Origin of the sequence: Achromobacter sp. B7 (genome assembly GCF_003600685.1) — a bacterium.
Classification (GTDB): Bacteria; Pseudomonadota; Gammaproteobacteria; order Burkholderiales; family Burkholderiaceae_B; genus Achromobacter; species Achromobacter spanius_B.
Genome location: NZ_CP032084.1, coordinates 2,966,667 through 2,981,553 on the forward strand (window position 1 = coordinate 2,966,667; position 14,887 = coordinate 2,981,553).

Here is a 14,887-nt window from a genome sequence, read left to right on the forward strand (position 1 = left end):
TTCAGCTACCCGCCACTACCGCCCGGGGTAGGTGCCCTGGAACGGCGTATTGTCCGGTTCGCCGAAGTTCTCCGAATGGTAGTTGGCGTGATCCCGCTGCATGGCCGGCGCGCCTTGCTGGGTCGAACTATAGGAACTGCGCGCGGTGCAGCCGGTCAGCGTCACGGCCAGCAGCGCGGCGGGGATGACGGCAAAAAGGGTCAAGGGCCTCATGGCATACCTCCAAAGAGATGCCGCCACGGGTGCGGCCGCCAGACAATCCGGGGCCGTCGCCACCCAACGTCGGCGGCAAACGGCTGCCTAGCAAGCTGCATTCCCACCCGTGCGATTGCCTCTGTAAGTCAGCATGAATTTGGGATAAATTCCGATAGACGTATCCACGATGCCTCACGGGCATCCGCCCATTCGTAGCGATGCGTCGTCATGCGGGGCGCTTCAGTCGTCCTGCCGGGAGCATCGGGTGAATCCACGTCCAACGGTTGATCTAGCCCGCATTCTGCTTCTGATTGTCATTCTTTCCGCCCTGATGATCGGCAGCCTCTATGTGCTTAGCCCGTTCCTGCCGGGGCTGATCTGGGCGACCACCATCGTGGTGGCGACGTGGCCGGTGCTGCGGGCGGTGCAAGCGCGCTGCGGCGGACGCCGCTGGGCGGCCACAATCGTCATGCTGCTGATTTTGCTGTTCGTCATCGTGCTGCCGCTGTATCAGGCGATTGCGACGCTGGCAGAGCATAGCGGCGCGATCATGGCGGCCGTCAAGAGCCTGCCCGACTACACCTTGCTGGCGCCGCCCAGCTGGATCAGCAGTGTGCCGGTGGCCGGCCCCAAGCTGGCGCAGGAATGGCAGACCTTGTCCGATGCCGGCGCGGGCGGCCTGCTGGCGCGGCTCGAACCCTATCTGACCATGGCGGCGCGCTGGCTATTGAGCCATGCGGCCATCGTCGGCGTGTTCGTCATGCACATGCTGGTCACCATCGTCATCGCCGGCATTCTTTATAGCCAGGGCGACGCGGCGGCCGAATTCGTCAAGCGATTCTCGAACCGCCTGGCGGGCGAACGCGGCGTTGCGGCGGTACGGCTGGCCGGCGCCGCCGTGCGTGCCGTGGCGCTGGGTATCGTGGTGACGGCCGTGGTGCAATCCGTGCTGGGCGGGGTAGGGCTGTGGATTGCCGGGGTGCCGGCCGCCGGCATCCTGACCGCGCTGATGGTGATGCTGTGCCTGGCGCAACTGGGCCCGTTCCTGCCCATGTTGGGCGGGGTGATCTGGCTGTTCCAAAATGACATGAAGCTGGCCGCCACGTTGCTGCTGATCTGGGCGCTGCTGGTAGCCATGTTGGACAACCTGCTGCGGCCCATACTGATCAAGCGCGGCGTGAACCTGTCTTTGCTGCTGATCTTGTCGGGCGTGCTGGGCGGCATGGTCGCGTTTGGCATCGTTGGCCTGTTCATCGGTCCGGTGATCCTGGCGGTGACCTCGACCTTGCTCAATGCCTGGATCGACGAAGTCCCGCCGCCCGCCACGCCCATCGACATTCCCGCTGCGACGGCTGCCGCTGCGCCCGGCGACGTGCTGGCTCGTGCGGGGTCGGCCGGCGAAAAGGCGTAACATCTGCCTGACACGGCGGGCGCTCAGCCCGCTTTTTTGCAACGCCCCGCGCAATACCCCATGACGATGCACCCGCTTTTGTCCTACACAAGCAGTTTTCACCTTCTTCAAACCCCGGCTACGTCCGCCGCCCGGGGGCCGCAACAATGACCGAAAGCGTACGCCTGGCCAAGCGACTGGCCGCGGATCTGTCTTGCTCGCGCGGCGACGCCGAACGGTATATCGAAGGCGGATGGGTGGCCGTGGATGGCAAGACCGTTGAAGAACCCGGCGCGCGCGTGGCCCCCGGCCAGACCGTTGCGCTGTTGCCCGGCGCCAAGCTGGAAGACATCAAGCCCGTGACGGTGCTGGTGCACAAACCGGCCGGCACCTATGCCGACAACGAGCCCGGGTCCGCGCTGGACATGATCATTCCCAAGAACCTGATGCCCGGCGACCGCTCGGGCCGGCGCTATCTGAAACGCATGTTCAACGGCCTGAAACTCGTCACGCCGCTGGAGCGCGCGGCCAGCGGTCTGGTCGTTTACACGCAGGAATACGCGGTGTCGCGCAAGCTGATGGAAGAGGGCAAGCTGGTCGAGCAGGAATACGTGGCGCAAGTCACGGGCAAACTCAGCGACAGCGACCTGGCCCGCCTGCAACGCGGCATGGCTTTTGAAGGCCGCGCCGCCACGCCCATGAAGGTCAGCTGGCAGAACGAAACCCATCTGCGCTTTGCACTGAAGACGCCGCCGCTGGGCTTTATCGAATATGTGTGCGATACCGCCGGCTTGCAGTTGCAGCAGCTACGCCGCATCCGCATCGGCCGCCTGCCGCTGGCGGGCATGGCGGCCGGCCAGTGGCGTTATCGGCTGGACTACGAGCGGTTTTAAGCCGCAGCAAGCACCACTGAACACACCGAACGCACTGAACGCACTGAATGCACAGCAAGCACAGCAAGCCACTGCCAGCCTCAGCACAAGCGAACCGCAACCATGACCCTGCCTGGCATGCCCCCGTTCCCTGCCGATTCCCGACGCCGCGGATTTTTGAAACAGGGCGGGGCCCTGTGCCTGTCGGCGTTGGCGTTGGCGCTGGCCGGTTGCGCCGGCCGCGCGCCCAGCGGCCGCCACACGCCGACCAATCCGGCCTCGCAGCGGCCCACGCCGCCACCGCCCCCGAATGGCAAGGGCGCGACGCCGGTGCCCGCGTTGCGGCCCGGCGCGCGGGTGGCGATTGTGGCGCCGGCCTCGGCCGCCACCAATGCCAGTGACGATGCGGCCGAATGGCTGGAAGCCCGGGGTTTTGTCGCCCAGGTCATGCCCGCCAGCCGCACCCGCCTGGACCCTCCCTACGAATATCTGGCCGGCAGCGATGCCGACCGTCTGGCCGACCTGCACGCGGCCTTTGCCGATCCCGGCGTGGGCGCCGTTTGGTGCCTGCAAGGCGGCTTTGGCTCGTGGCGCCTGCTGAATCATCTGGATTACGGGCTGCTGCGTCGGCATGCCAAGCCCTTCATTGGCTATAGCGACATCACCGCGCTGCACCTGGCCATCCAGCGCCATGCCGGCTTTGTGACGTTTCACGGGCCGATGCTGGCGCAGGATCTTTTGGCCGGCAAACGCGAGCCCACGGAATCCAATTTGTGGGCGATGGTCAGCGGGCAGATGGGACCAGGCTCGTGGATCGCGCCCCCGCAAGACGCGCTGCCTACCGAGCTGGTGCCGGGCGTGGCAAGCGGCAGGCTGGTGGGCGGCAACCTGGCGCTGATCGCCGCGCTTACCGGCACCCGCAACGACATCGACACGCGCGACGCCATCCTGTTCATCGAAGACGTCAACGAAGCCATTCCGCGCGTGGACCGCCTGCTGGCGCAATTGGCGGCAGCGGGCAAGTTTGATGGCGTGAAGGGCTTGCTGGTCGGCAATTTCACGCGGCTCGGCGTGCGCATGGACGACGATCAAGCGCAAGGCCTGCTGTACCCGCTGATCCTTGAGCAGTTTCGGGCGCGCAACATACCGATCCTGGGCGCATGGCCCAGCGGCCATGGCGACCCCAATCTGACCCTTCCCCTAGGTGCACAGGTGACGTTGGACACGGCGCGGGGGGCATTGCGGCTGGACCAGGCGGTGGTGGTGTAAGGGCTGGGTTTCGGCCTCACGAATTGCATCGTTAACAGCGCAGAAGTCTACTTTTTGCGCTATTAATGATTCATAAACGCCGATTGAATGCGTTATTAATCGTGCATTTCCGCGCGCGCGGTTCTATTATTGCGTCATGAAAAAGAAGCTAGCCCCCAGTTTTGACGCCGCCGAGGCGCTGGCACGCCTGGGCGCCAATATCCGAACCGCCCGCCTGCGCCGAGCGGAGTCCGAAAGCGCGTTGGCCGATCGGCTTGGCGTGTCGCGCGCCACCGTCGCGCGGCTGGAACGCGGCGATGGCGGCGTGTCGCTGGCCCTGGCCATTGAAGCGCTGCTGCAATACGGCTACAGCGAGCAGGTATTTGCGTTGGGCGACCCCGAGCAGGATGGCGTGGGCAAGCGCCTGGACGCGCTGCGGCGGCCAAGCCGGGGCAGCGGCGGTGCGCTGCACGCGCATCGCGCCGATCCGTCCAAGCTTTAGGACGCACCCGGGATGGCACGCGCCCGCAAACTCAAATCGGTAGAAAGCGAGCTCTTTGTCTACGTCGACATACGCGGCGAAGCGGTGCTGGCTGGCGTACTGACGCTGGACGACTCATCAGAATCGCTTTTCTTTGCCGAATTCACCTATGTGCAGTCGTATGTGAACGACGCCCGCGCCTTCGCGCTGGACCCCTTGAACCTGCCGCTGATCGACGCCAAGACCACGTTTCGCACCGAAAGCCGCTATGAAACGCTGGGCGCCATTTTCGACGCCGCGCCCGACGCCTGGGGCCGCAATGTGATGCGGGTGGACAAGGCCGGCGCCCGGGTCACGGAAGACGAAGTGCTGCTGCGCGGCCGGGGCATGGGCGTCGGGGCGTTGTTCTTCAGCGCGCGCCTGTTGACGCCCAACATGCGCAAAACCTACCGCCTGCCCGAAGTCAGCCAATTGGAATCCCTGGCCGATCTGCTGACCGACATCGACCAGGGCGTCAAGCCCAAGGGCCTGTACCGCGACATCCTGGGCAGTTCGTGGGATATCGGCGGGGCACGGCCCAAGACCATCGTGCGCGACGAAGCCGGCGAAATGTGGATCGCGAAGTTTCCGCGCCGGGGCGATTCCTATGACCGCCAGCGTATCGAATTCGCCAACCTTCAAATGGCTCGCGCCATCGGCCTGACCGTGCCGGACATCCGGCTGACCGAAACGCATCTGGGCGCCGTGCTGCTGACGCACCGCTTTGACCGCGAGCTGCTGCCGCCGGCGCCTGGCGCCGCGCCGGTCGTGGCCCGCCGCCATTTTCTTAGCGGCGCATCGTTGATCAGCCCGCCCGTGCGCATCGGCAAACGCGATCTGGATGGCCCGGAGGGCAGGGCAACGTATTCCTATGCGCGGCTGGCGGACGTGACGCGCCGCATTTCGTCCAACCCCGTGCAGGACCTGAAAGAGCTATACGCCCGCATGGTGCTGAACGTGGCCGTGCACAACACCGACGACCACCTGAAAAACATGGGTTTCCTGAAGGACAAGAACGCGCACACCTATCGGCTATCGCCGCTTTTTGACGTGGTGACGCAGGAAGGCTCGGCGCGCCACTACCTGCATATCGGCGAGCACGGGCGCGACAGCACGTTTGACAACTGCCTGACGCAGTACCGCCGCTTTGGCCTGCGGTCCGAGGCCGCCGCGCAGTCCATCGTGGACGCGGTGCGCAGCGTAGTGGCCGAGCGCCACCGGTATTACGAGGCTGCCGGCATGGCGCCGACGGAGATCGCGCTGGTCGAATCCACCTTGGCGGCGTGGCGCGCCGGGCGGTAAGTGTCAGCCCGCCGTTGGCCCATGCCAATCCACCTGGCGCCCATCCTTGAGCATGCCCTCGTGAAAATCCCGGCTTAGCGCCGCCAGCGTGACGCCGCCAAAACGCGCCATCAGCAAGGCTTCGGCTTCTTCAAATGCGCCGTCCAGTGCCTTGTTCACGGCGGCTTCCACCAGGCAGCCCGGCGATTCGCTGCGGTTGCCCATGGCGAAAATCTCCGGCGCGCCCAACGCTTCATAGATGTCACGCAGGGTCACGGCGTTGAAGTCGCATGACAGCGTCCAGCCGCCGCCGTGGCCTTTTTCAGAGCTGACCAACCGCTGGTCGCGCAGCCCCGCCATGATGCGGCGGATAACGACCGGGTTGGTCTGCATCACCCGGCCCAGGTCTTCGGACGTCATCGGGCCGGGCGCCTCGGCCATATGAAGCAGGACGTGAAGCACGCCGGAAAGTTTGCTGTCTCTTCTCATGCAACGGATGCTATTGCATGAGAAGCCGCGGGGTCAAACCCGCGCCGCCATCATGCCCGCCTGGCCGTCCATGCGCCCTTGCCGTCAGCGGTCCCGCTCATCGTTTTGCCGTTGACCTGGCCGCTGTAGCGCACCCCCTTGACGGTGAACGAGATGGCGTTGCCATCCATCCGCGCGTCCGAAATGTCGTTTGAACCCAGCTTGCCGGACAGCATTTGGTAGCGCTGGGTCAGGCGCAGCGTCTGCCCGTCGACCTCCCATTTACCCTCCACCTTGGCCGGCACGATCCACAGCAGCGCCGTGCAGTAGGTCGAGCATTCTTTGGTGACCGTCTCGGACGCGTCCGGCTCCCAGTCGCCCATGCGGAACGTGTTGGACACCACCCGCGTGCCGGGCTTTAACTGCAACAGCGTCGGGCGCAGCTTTTCATTGATGGTGGACAGCAGGAACATGGTGATGACATCGGCTTTGGACAGGTCCGTCTGGAACAGGTCGGCCGCGACAAACGTGGCCCGGTCGGCCACGCCGGCGCGTTGCGCATTGCGGCGCGACAGTTCCACCAGGTCGGGGTTGTACTCAATACCTTGCGCGGTCAGCCCGCGCTGCGCGGCCGTGATGACGGTGCGGCCATCGCCCGAACCCAGATCCATCAAGCGGTCCTGCGGCGTCACCTTGGCCATGTCCAGCATCTTGTCCACCAGCGACTGCGGCGTGGGCACCCAGATGACGTCCTTGCCGTCCTGGCCCACGTCCGGCACATAGTCATCCTTGGACGCGCCTTGCGGCGCGTTCTGGCCTGCGGGCTTGGCAGCGGGCTGCGCCAGTGCCGACGCCGCGAAGGCGATGGACAGCGCCATGGCGGTGGCGGTGGCAATCAGGCGCAATCGTGACCGGGCCTGGGCATCGGCGGGGGGCGAGCGGCGAACGGAAACGGCTGAGCGGGGTGAGGCTTGCATGATGGCTCCTTGTGGATCGGATGGCGAAAGGTCAGCGGTCAGAGGGCGTAAGTCATCAACCCGGCAAGCGGGCCGGCTTGAGCAGATGCAGCAACGGCACACCTGCCGCCAGCACCGCCAGGCCGATCAGCGCGCCTGCGCCGGCGTACACGGCGCTGGACACCACCAGGCCGGCGCAGGTCAGGCCCAGCAGCAAAGGGGGAAGGGGGTATAGCGGCACGCGGAACGGCCGGGCGCGCTGCGGGTCGCGCTGGCGCAACCGCCACACGGACGCAGCCACCAGCAGCATGAACAGCCAGAACACGGGCGCCGTATAAGCCACCAACGTCTGCACGCTGTTCTGGCTGAACGCGCCCAAGCCCACCAGCGCCAGCGTGATCGCGCCCTGTACCAGCAGCGCGGCCACCGGCGTTTCATTGCGCGCGCTCCAGCCGGATAGCGCGTGCAGCTTGGGCACGTCGCGACCCAGCGCGTAATACACCCGTGCCCCGGTAATGATGGTGCCGTTGATGGTGCTCAAGGCCGTGGCGCAGATCGTCAGGCTGAGCAGCGCGGCGGCGTAGGGGCCGGCGGCCAGTTGCATGACGTCGGCGGCCAGCGCGGGGGTATCGCGCAAGCCCTGCAAGCCGAAGATCTCCAGCAATGCCAGGTTTGTCAGCACATAGGCGCCCGTCACCACCGCGGTGCCGATCAGCAGTACCCGGCTCATGTTGCGTCCCGGATCGCGCAGTTCGCCGCTGAGATAAGCGGCTTCGTTCCAGCCGCCGTAGGTCAGCAACACAAACACCATGCCCATGCCCATCAGCCCGGCCGGGTTGCCCACCAACGCCGTTGGGGCGGCCAAGGGCGCCGTGTCGCCGCCCGATGCCGACAGGCTGGCCACCAGCACCGCGCTTAGCGCCAGCAGCGTCAACACCGTAAATACCCATTGCAGCCGTTTGGAATAGCGGGTGCCCACCACGTTCAGCGCGGTCAGCGCCACCACGGACATTGCCGCGTGCAAGGCGGGCCCGTGCGCGCCTAGCGGCATCAGGCGTTGGGCGTAGTCGCCATAGATGTAGGCCACGACCGCGATGGCGCCGGTCTGGATCACCGTGCACCGCGCCCAGGCGAACATCAGCCCCACGCGCGCGCCCCAGGCCCGAGTCAGGTACAGGTATTCGCCGCCCGCGCCGGGGTAGGCGGACCCCAGTTCCGCATAGCACAGCGCGCCCACCAGCATCACCAGCCCGCCCGCGCACCACAGCGCGATATACATCGCTTCAGAGGTGGCGTGCTGGGCCACCAGGGGCGGAAAGCCGAAGATGCCGATGCCCACGACCACGCCAATCAGCACGACGGTGGCGTCCATGACGGACAAGCCGGCGGGCGTGACGCCGTCGATGGTCTTGGCGGAGCCGGTCATTGCCTGACCTCCCACGCGTCGCTGAATGTGGGCGGACGCGGCGTCACAACACGCGGGCAGGGCAGGGTCATGGAAACCTCTAGGAAAAGGGGCGGAAGCGGGCTCGTTGAACCCGCCTGACAATTGCCTGAACAAGAACAAATTGCGACTGGACGGTGGCAGAAAAAGTTTCTGCGGGTTTTCCCTTGCGGAGGGGGCTGGGGCGGCGACAGCTGCATTCCGGTGCGTAGAAATCACCTGACAATCCAGGCATAACCCTTTGATTCAACGTTAATAAATGATGTTGTTGAAGTGAAATAGTTAAAGTAATTTCTAGGGCTGTACATGGCTTGTACCTAGCCTGTACATGGCTGCGTGGCCCGACAATCGTTCTGCTTTTTCTTTTGTTTACGCGCGGGTGCAGGCACGCCACTTGCTGAGATGGGCGTAAAAAAGAGGAGCTGATCATGGCAACTAGAACCATCTGGAAAGGGGCAATTTCGTTTGGCCTCGTCCATATTCCGGTCGGCCTGCACACGGCGACCACGGACTCCGGCGTGGATTTCGATTGGCTGGACAAGCGCTCGATGGACCCGGTGGGCTACAAGCGCATCAATAAGCGGACCGGCAAGGAAATCGACAAGGACAACATCGTCAAGGGCGTGGAATACGAAGACGGCCAGTACGTCATCCTGTCGCCTGACGAAATCAACGACGCCTATCCGCGCACCACGCAAACCATCGAGATCCAGCAATTTGTGGATGCCGGCGACGTGCCGTTCGTCTACCTGGAGCGCCCCTATTACATCGCCCCCATCAACAAAGGGCAGAAGGTGTACGCCTTGCTGCGCGACACGCTGACCAAGACCGGCAAGATCGGCATCGCCAAGGTAGTGATCCAGACCAAGCAGCATCTGGCCGCGCTGATCCCGTCTGGCGACGCGCTGGTGCTGAACCTCATGCGGTGGGGCGACGAGGTCAAATCCATGGACGACCTGGACCTGCCCAAGGCGGGCTCCAAGGCCATGTCGCCGAGCGCCAGCGAATTGAAAATGGCGCAGATGCTGGTCGAGGATATGGCGGGCAAATGGGACCCGGAGCAATACAAGGACGAGTTCAAGGCCGCCGTCATGGAGTTGGTGGACAAGAAGGTGAAGGCCGGCAAGACCGAAACGGTGATCGAGCCGCAAGAGGAAGCGCCCGCGTACGCGGATAACGTCATCGACCTGACGGAGTTGCTGCAACGCAGCCTGAAGGGTGGGGCAAAGAAGTCCGGCGACACGACCGGGGACGGCAACAAGGAAAAGCCCGCCGCGAAGAAATCGGCGTCGGGCAAGACACCATCGAAGAGCTCCGCGAAGACCGCCGCCAAATCCTCCGCCAAGACCGCCACAAAGTCGACCTCAAAGTCGGCCTCAAAGAAGACCACCAAGAGCGCGAAGACCTCGGCCCGGTCGCGCAAGGCGGCGTGATATGGCCGACAGCCTGAAAACCTATCGTCAAAAGCGCAATTTCCAGGTGACCTCCGAGCCGATGGAGGGCGGGCAGGCCAATGAGGAGGCGCGCGCGTTTGTGATCCAGAAGCATTGGGCCAGCCGGCTGCATTACGACTTTCGGCTGGAGCTGGATGGCGCCATGAAAAGCTGGGCGGTGCCCAAGGGGCCGTGCTTTGATCCGTCGGTCAAGCGCATGGCGGTGCAGGTCGAAGACCACCCCATTGCCTATAACCAGTTTGAAGGCCAGATACCCGAAGGGCAGTACGGCGCCGGCAAAGTCATCATCTGGGACGAGGGCGTGTGGGCCCCCGTGGGCGACGCCCGCAAAGGGTATCGCGAGGGCCACCTGAAGTTCGACCTGCAAGGCAAAAAGATGCAGGGGCGCTGGGCGCTGGTGCGCATGAAGGGCAAGGAAAGCGACAAACAGCCGCCCTGGCTGCTGATCAAAGACCGCGACGCCTATGCCCGCCCCGAACGCGAATTCAGCGTGGTCGACGAAATGCCGGACAGCGTGGTGCCGCTGCGTGACAACGCGGCCACCACCCAGCCCGCCGCTCGCCGGGCCACGCCCGACGCGCAGCAGCCAGGTTCGGACACGGATTCCGCCGCCGACGCCCGGCTGCCCGGCCGCCCGTCCGACTTGCCAGACACGTTCAAGCCCCAATTGGCCACGCTGGTCGAGGGGATGCCGCCCAACCCCGACGAATGGCTGTACGAATTGAAGTTCGACGGCTACCGGCTGCTGGTGCGCATCGAGGGCGATTCGGTCAGGCTATACACCCGCAACGGTCACGACTGGAGCGCCAAGCTGCCGCACATCGTCCAGGCCTTTGCCAAGCTTCCCGCCAAATGGGCCTGGGTGGATGGCGAAGTGGTGGTGCTGAACGAGCAGGGTGTGCCCAGCTTTCAGGCGCTGCAAAACGCGTTCGACAACGACCGCACTGGCGACATCGTCTTTTACGCCTTCGACTTGCCCTATATCGGCTTGCGAGACCTGCGCGACGAACCGCTGACCGTGCGTCGCGACCTGCTCGCGCAGCTGATGGAAACCGCTGACGACGACCACCTGCGCTTTAGCGCGGCCTTCAAGGAAGCGCCGTCGAACCTGGTGGCCTCGGCCTGCAAGATGGGGCTGGAAGGCATCATGGCCAAGCGGCCGTCGGCGCCCTATGTGTCGCGGCGCACGGACAGCTGGCTGAAGATCAAGTGCGCGCAGCGGCAGGAATTCGTCATCGTCGGGTACACCGCGCCGCAGGGCTCCCGGGAAGGGCTGGGTGCGCTGTTGCTGGCGGTGCATGAAGACGATGGCTCGCTGCGCTATGCGGGCAAGGTCGGCACCGGTTTTGATACGCAGGGCCTGCTTACCTTGCACAAACAGCTTGCCGCCCTCCAGACCGACAAAAAAACGGTCAGTGGCGCGCAGGCCAGCGGCGTGCAGTGGGTCAAGCCTGAGCTGGTGGCCGAGGTCTCGTTCAGCGAATGGACCAGCGGCGGGCATATCCGCCATTCCGTCTTCCGAGGGCTGCGGCAGGATAAACCCGCCCGCCAGATCACACGCGAACGGCCGTCGCCCCCGCCCAAGGAGGAGCCGGCGTCCGCGTCGGGCAAAAAAAGCGCGCGCCAGGCAAAGACAGAGGCAAAGGCAAAAGCACAGACAAACACAAAGACAACTGCCGCTCCCGCGCCGGCCCGGTCAACGGCGGTGGCGCCCACGCGCGCCAAGCCCGCGCGGCTGACCAACCCGGACCGCGTGATCGACCCGTCCACCAAACTTACCAAGCTGGACCTGGCGCGCTATTACGGGCTGGTTGCCCCGCTGATGCTGGAACATCTGAAGGGCCGCCCCGTGTCTTTCCTGCGCGCGCCCGCCGGCATCGACGGGCAGCTGTTCTTTCAGAAGCACCTGGAAGCCGCGATGCCGGGCGTCAAGCCCTTGCCCAAGCGGCTGGACCCGGATCATCCGCCGTTGCTGGAGGTGCCCACGCCTGAAGCCATCATGTCGGCCGTGCAGATGAACGTGGTGGAATTCCATACCTGGAATGCCGTGAAAACGGCCATCGACAAGCCCGACCGTGTCCTGTTCGACCTGGACCCGGGCGAAGGGGTGAAGTGGGCGACGATGCAGCAGGCCGCCCGGCTGGTGCACACCATGCTGGACGAACTGGGCCTGCAAAGCTGGCTGAAAACCAGCGGCGGCAAGGGCCTGCACGTCGTCGTGCCGCTGCGCCGCCAATACGACTGGGACACCATCAAGTCATTCGCGCAAGCCATCGTGGTGCATCTGGCCCGTACGTTGCCGCAGATATTCGTGTCCAAGAGCGGGCCGAAGAATCGCGTGGGCAAGATCTTTGTCGACTACCTGCGCAACGGCTTTGGCGCCACTACCGTGTCGGCCTGGTCGGCGCGCGCCCGGCCCGGCCTGGGCGTGTCGGTGCCCGTGGCATGGGACGAACTGGACAAGCTTTCCAGCGGCGCGCACTGGACCATCAGCAACATTCACGAACGGCTGGATGCCGCCAATGCGCCGTGGGACGACTATGCGCCGCAATCCGTGGGGCAGGCCATGGACGCGCTGGGTTTCAAGCGCGGGGCCTCATGACGAGCGCCGCAAGATTGCCGTCGCAAATCACCCGACTGCTTGGCGAACTGACCGCTCCGGTCGACCCCGGGCGGGCATTGCGCCTGCTGGTACAGGCGGGATATGACCCGCTGCCGCTGCCGGGTGACGGTGCAACGCTGGCCCGCTGGCAGGCCTTGGCCGCGGTGGCCGCCGTCGACCTGAGCCTGGTCAAACTGGTTGAAGGTCACACTGACGCGTTGGCGATTCTGGCCGAATTGAACGCAGCGGATCTCGCCGCGCCGGGCAGTATCTGGGGCGTGTGGTGCGCCGAACCGCCGGACTTCCGTGTCAGCCTGCATGGTGGGGCTGAGGGCGGGAACCCCCACACCCTCGACCCCTACACCACCGCGTGCCTGCGCGGCGTGAAAGCCTGGTGTTCCGGGGCGGCCACGGTCAGCCACGCCCTGGTCAGCGCGTGGGACGAGGCCGGCCGGCCCTGCCTGGCCGCCGTGTCGATGGACCAGCCTAGCGTTACCGTCACCAAAGACGGCTGGCAAGCCGTGGGCATGCGCGCATCGGCCAGCGTGAACGTGGTGTTCAACAACGCCGTCTGTGTGCCGGTGGGCGCGCCCGGCGCGTACGTGGACAGACCCGGCTTCCAGCACGGTGGCGCGGGTGTGGCGGCGTGCTGGTATGGCGCGCTGACGCGGATCGCCGCCGCCGTCCAGGCGGCAACACCGGCGCAGTCCGCCGACCCGCACCGCTTGGCGCATCTGGGCGCGATCGACGTCGCGCTGGACCAGGCGCGTGCCGTCCTGCGCGAGACCGCCGCCGCCATCGATGCGAACCCCCATGACGCCTGCTCGCTGGCCTGTGGCCGCGCGCGGCTGGCGGTGGAAGCCGCCGCCACCGAGGTCATCACCCGGGCAGGGCGGGCCTTGGGCGCCGGGCCGTTGTGCCGCGATGCCGGCTTTGCCCAGGTGATGGCGGACCTGCCGGTGTTCATCCGGCAAAGCCACGCCGAACGCGACCAGGCCGCGCTGGGCCAAATCGTGCGCACGGAGCAGACGCCATGGCAACTGTAGGCGTGGACCATTTCGAGGCCCTGTACCGGCAGCATCCCGACCCTTGGCGTATCGCCAGCGCCTGGTACGAACGGCGCAAGCGTGCATTGCTGCTGGCCTCGCTGGGCCGCGAGCAATACGCGCATGCCTTCGAGCCGGGCTGTGGCAACGGCGACCTGACCCTGCCGCTGGCTGGCCGGTGCGGGCAGGTATGCGCCGTGGATTTTGCCGGCACCGCCATCGAACGATGCCGTGCACGCATCCAGGAGCAGGGCATGGCCCACGTCGAGGCGCTGGCGCTGTATCTGCCCCGCCAATGGCCGCCCGTGCCTGAAGGCGGCTTCGACCTCGTCATCGTGTCCGAACTGGGGTACTACCTTGACGACACCGCCCTGGCGGCGTTCTTGCAAGGCATCGACGGTTGCCTCGCCCCCGGCGGGGAACTGGTTGCCTGCCATTTGCGGCTTGACTTCGATGACCGCCAGCAGGGCACCGACGCCTTGCACCAGGCGCTGGGCTCGCTGCCCGGCATGAGGCCGCTGTTCGAACACCGGGAAGACGTTTTCCTGTTGAACGGCTGGCAACGACAGCAAAAGGATGACGCATGATCGGTATCTGTATTCCGGCGCATAACGAAGAGCAGCACATCGATGCCTGTGTGCGGGCCGTGCTGCGCGCGGCGCAGCACCCTGAACTGCGTGCCGAGGCGGTGCGCATCGTTGTGGTGCTGGACCACTGCGTAGACGGCACGGCCGAACGGCTGCGCCACCATCCCGTGCATTGCCTGGCAATTGACGCGCGTAACGTTGGCGTGGCGCGCGCCCGGGGCGCCCGCCACCTGCTGCGCGCGGGCGCGCGTTGGCTGGCGTTTACCGACGCGGATACCCGCGTGTCGCCACGCTGGCTGGTGGATCAGTTGTCATTGAATGCAGAGGTGGTTTGCGGCACGGTCGGCGTGTCCGGCTGGAGCGAACACGGCGTGCATGCGCAGCACGCGCGACAAGCGTTTGAAAGGGCTTATCAGGATAAGGATGGCCACCGCCACGTGTACGGCGCCAACCTGGGCGTGGCCGCGTGGGCGTACCGACGCATTGGGGGCTTTGATGCGCTGCCGTGCAGCGAAGACCAGGCCTTGGTAGACCGATTGCAGCAGGGTGGGGCGCGCATCGCCTGGTCGAACGTGCCTCGCGTCGTGACCAGTGCACGCCCGCATTCGCGTGTGGAAGGCGGCTTTGCCAGCGCGCTGCGCGCCGGCTGGGGCGCGGGCGACAGCACCGGCTAGCGCCCCGCACGCGCATCGCCGCTCACGTCACCATGGCGCCATCGACATCGCCACGGACAGAACGACAACCAGTACCAGGAACAGCAGGATGTGCTTCGTGCGCATAAGACCTCTTGAAGTATCGTGACAAAGACAGACAACCCCGTTATC

14 protein-coding genes are annotated in these 14,887 nt (G+C 65.5%); 10 read left to right on the forward strand and 4 right to left on the reverse strand.

Going from position 1 to position 14,887, the window contains the following annotated elements:
* Positions 1-15: 15 nt before the first annotated feature.
* On the reverse strand, positions 16-213 hold the full coding sequence (locus DVB37_RS13425; protein ID WP_120155590.1) for a hypothetical protein: 198 nt from the start codon (positions 211-213) through the stop codon (positions 16-18).
* A gap of 247 nt (positions 214-460) precedes the next feature.
* Here DVB37_RS13425 and ydiK point away from each other — a divergent pair, with 247 nt between their 5' ends.
* The 5 genes from ydiK (at position 461) to DVB37_RS13450 (ending at position 5,527) form a co-directional block, all read left to right on the forward strand.
* The gene (gene ydiK, locus DVB37_RS13430; RefSeq protein ID WP_240434107.1) at positions 461-1,606 is read left to right on the forward strand and encodes an AI-2E family transporter YdiK; all 1,146 of its coding nucleotides are present in this window, start codon (positions 461-463) and stop codon (positions 1,604-1,606) included.
* 146 nt (positions 1,607-1,752) lie between these two features.
* Positions 1,753-2,478: an RNA pseudouridine synthase gene (locus tag DVB37_RS13435; RefSeq protein ID WP_120155595.1), complete on the forward strand. Its 726-nt coding sequence runs from the start codon at positions 1,753-1,755 to the stop codon at positions 2,476-2,478.
* 309 nt (positions 2,479-2,787) lie between these two features.
* Complete coding sequence (locus DVB37_RS13440; RefSeq protein WP_120157482.1) at positions 2,788-3,726, forward strand: LD-carboxypeptidase; 939 nt, start codon at positions 2,788-2,790, stop codon at positions 3,724-3,726.
* A gap of 136 nt (positions 3,727-3,862) precedes the next feature.
* Positions 3,863-4,207 (forward strand): helix-turn-helix transcriptional regulator, encoded by a 345-nt coding sequence (locus DVB37_RS13445; protein ID WP_046805671.1) that lies wholly within the window; start codon positions 3,863-3,865, stop codon positions 4,205-4,207.
* Between the two features lie 12 nt (positions 4,208-4,219).
* A complete protein-coding gene (locus tag DVB37_RS13450) occupies positions 4,220-5,527 on the forward strand; it encodes a type II toxin-antitoxin system HipA family toxin (protein ID WP_120155597.1) in 1,308 nt (435 codons plus the stop codon).
* 3 nt (positions 5,528-5,530) lie between these two features.
* Here the strand turns inward: DVB37_RS13450 and DVB37_RS13455 are convergent, their stop codons facing one another.
* From DVB37_RS13455 to DVB37_RS13465, 3 genes are read right to left on the reverse strand one after another with little or no spacing between them, the layout of a single operon-like run.
* On the reverse strand, positions 5,531-5,995 hold the full coding sequence (locus DVB37_RS13455; RefSeq protein WP_104145501.1) for an Rrf2 family transcriptional regulator: 465 nt from the start codon (positions 5,993-5,995) through the stop codon (positions 5,531-5,533).
* A gap of 50 nt (positions 5,996-6,045) precedes the next feature.
* The gene (locus tag DVB37_RS13460) at positions 6,046-6,951 is read right to left on the reverse strand and encodes a cyclopropane-fatty-acyl-phospholipid synthase family protein (RefSeq protein ID WP_205571612.1); all 906 of its coding nucleotides are present in this window, start codon (positions 6,949-6,951) and stop codon (positions 6,046-6,048) included.
* Between the two features lie 55 nt (positions 6,952-7,006).
* The gene (locus tag DVB37_RS13465) at positions 7,007-8,356 is read right to left on the reverse strand and encodes an APC family permease (protein ID WP_120155600.1); all 1,350 of its coding nucleotides are present in this window, start codon (positions 8,354-8,356) and stop codon (positions 7,007-7,009) included.
* A gap of 446 nt (positions 8,357-8,802) precedes the next feature.
* On the opposite strand from DVB37_RS13465, the gene DVB37_RS13470 reads away from it, so the two are divergent.
* The 5 genes from DVB37_RS13470 to DVB37_RS13490 are packed head-to-tail and all read left to right on the forward strand — an operon-like array spanning position 8,803 to position 14,737.
* Complete coding sequence (locus DVB37_RS13470; protein WP_120155604.1) at positions 8,803-9,807, forward strand: Ku protein; 1,005 nt, start codon at positions 8,803-8,805, stop codon at positions 9,805-9,807.
* 1 nt (position 9,808) lies between these two features.
* A complete protein-coding gene (gene ligD / locus DVB37_RS13475) occupies positions 9,809-12,430 on the forward strand; it encodes a DNA ligase D (protein WP_120155606.1) in 2,622 nt (873 codons plus the stop codon).
* Positions 12,427-13,476, forward strand: coding sequence for an acyl-CoA dehydrogenase (locus DVB37_RS13480; RefSeq protein ID WP_240434108.1), 1,050 nt, complete (start codon positions 12,427-12,429; stop codon positions 13,474-13,476). Before ligD ends, DVB37_RS13480 begins: the two co-directional genes overlap by 4 nt.
* Entirely contained in the window at positions 13,464-14,063 is a 600-nt protein-coding gene (locus DVB37_RS13485; RefSeq protein ID WP_120155611.1) for a bifunctional 2-polyprenyl-6-hydroxyphenol methylase/3-demethylubiquinol 3-O-methyltransferase UbiG, read from the forward strand. The genes DVB37_RS13480 and DVB37_RS13485 overlap by 13 nt, the downstream gene beginning before the upstream one ends.
* Positions 14,060-14,737: a glycosyltransferase family 2 protein gene (locus DVB37_RS13490; RefSeq protein WP_120155613.1), complete on the forward strand. Its 678-nt coding sequence runs from the start codon at positions 14,060-14,062 to the stop codon at positions 14,735-14,737. Before DVB37_RS13485 ends, DVB37_RS13490 begins: the two co-directional genes overlap by 4 nt.
* Positions 14,738-14,887: the final 150 nt, after the last annotated feature.

Coding starts and splice junctions, on each gene's coding strand:
- DVB37_RS13425 (WP_120155590.1), bottom strand. CDS start 213: ATGAGGCCCTTGACCCTTTTTGCCGTCATCCCCGCCGCGCTGCTGGCC.
- DVB37_RS13485 (WP_120155611.1), top strand. CDS start 13,464: ATGGCAACTGTAGGCGTGGACCATTTCGAGGCCCTGTACCGGCAGCAT.
- DVB37_RS13435 (WP_120155595.1), top strand. CDS start 1,753: ATGACCGAAAGCGTACGCCTGGCCAAGCGACTGGCCGCGGATCTGTCT.
- DVB37_RS13490 (WP_120155613.1), top strand. CDS start 14,060: ATGATCGGTATCTGTATTCCGGCGCATAACGAAGAGCAGCACATCGAT.
- DVB37_RS13450 (WP_120155597.1), top strand. CDS start 4,220: ATGGCACGCGCCCGCAAACTCAAATCGGTAGAAAGCGAGCTCTTTGTC.
- DVB37_RS13460 (WP_205571612.1), bottom strand. CDS start 6,951: ATGCAAGCCTCACCCCGCTCAGCCGTTTCCGTTCGCCGCTCGCCCCCC.
- DVB37_RS13480 (WP_240434108.1), top strand. CDS start 12,427: ATGACGAGCGCCGCAAGATTGCCGTCGCAAATCACCCGACTGCTTGGC.
- DVB37_RS13445 (WP_046805671.1), top strand. CDS start 3,863: ATGAAAAAGAAGCTAGCCCCCAGTTTTGACGCCGCCGAGGCGCTGGCA.
- ligD (WP_120155606.1), top strand. CDS start 9,809: ATGGCCGACAGCCTGAAAACCTATCGTCAAAAGCGCAATTTCCAGGTG.
- DVB37_RS13470 (WP_120155604.1), top strand. CDS start 8,803: ATGGCAACTAGAACCATCTGGAAAGGGGCAATTTCGTTTGGCCTCGTC.
- DVB37_RS13455 (WP_104145501.1), bottom strand. CDS start 5,995: ATGAGAAGAGACAGCAAACTTTCCGGCGTGCTTCACGTCCTGCTTCAT.
- DVB37_RS13465 (WP_120155600.1), bottom strand. CDS start 8,356: ATGACCGGCTCCGCCAAGACCATCGACGGCGTCACGCCCGCCGGCTTG.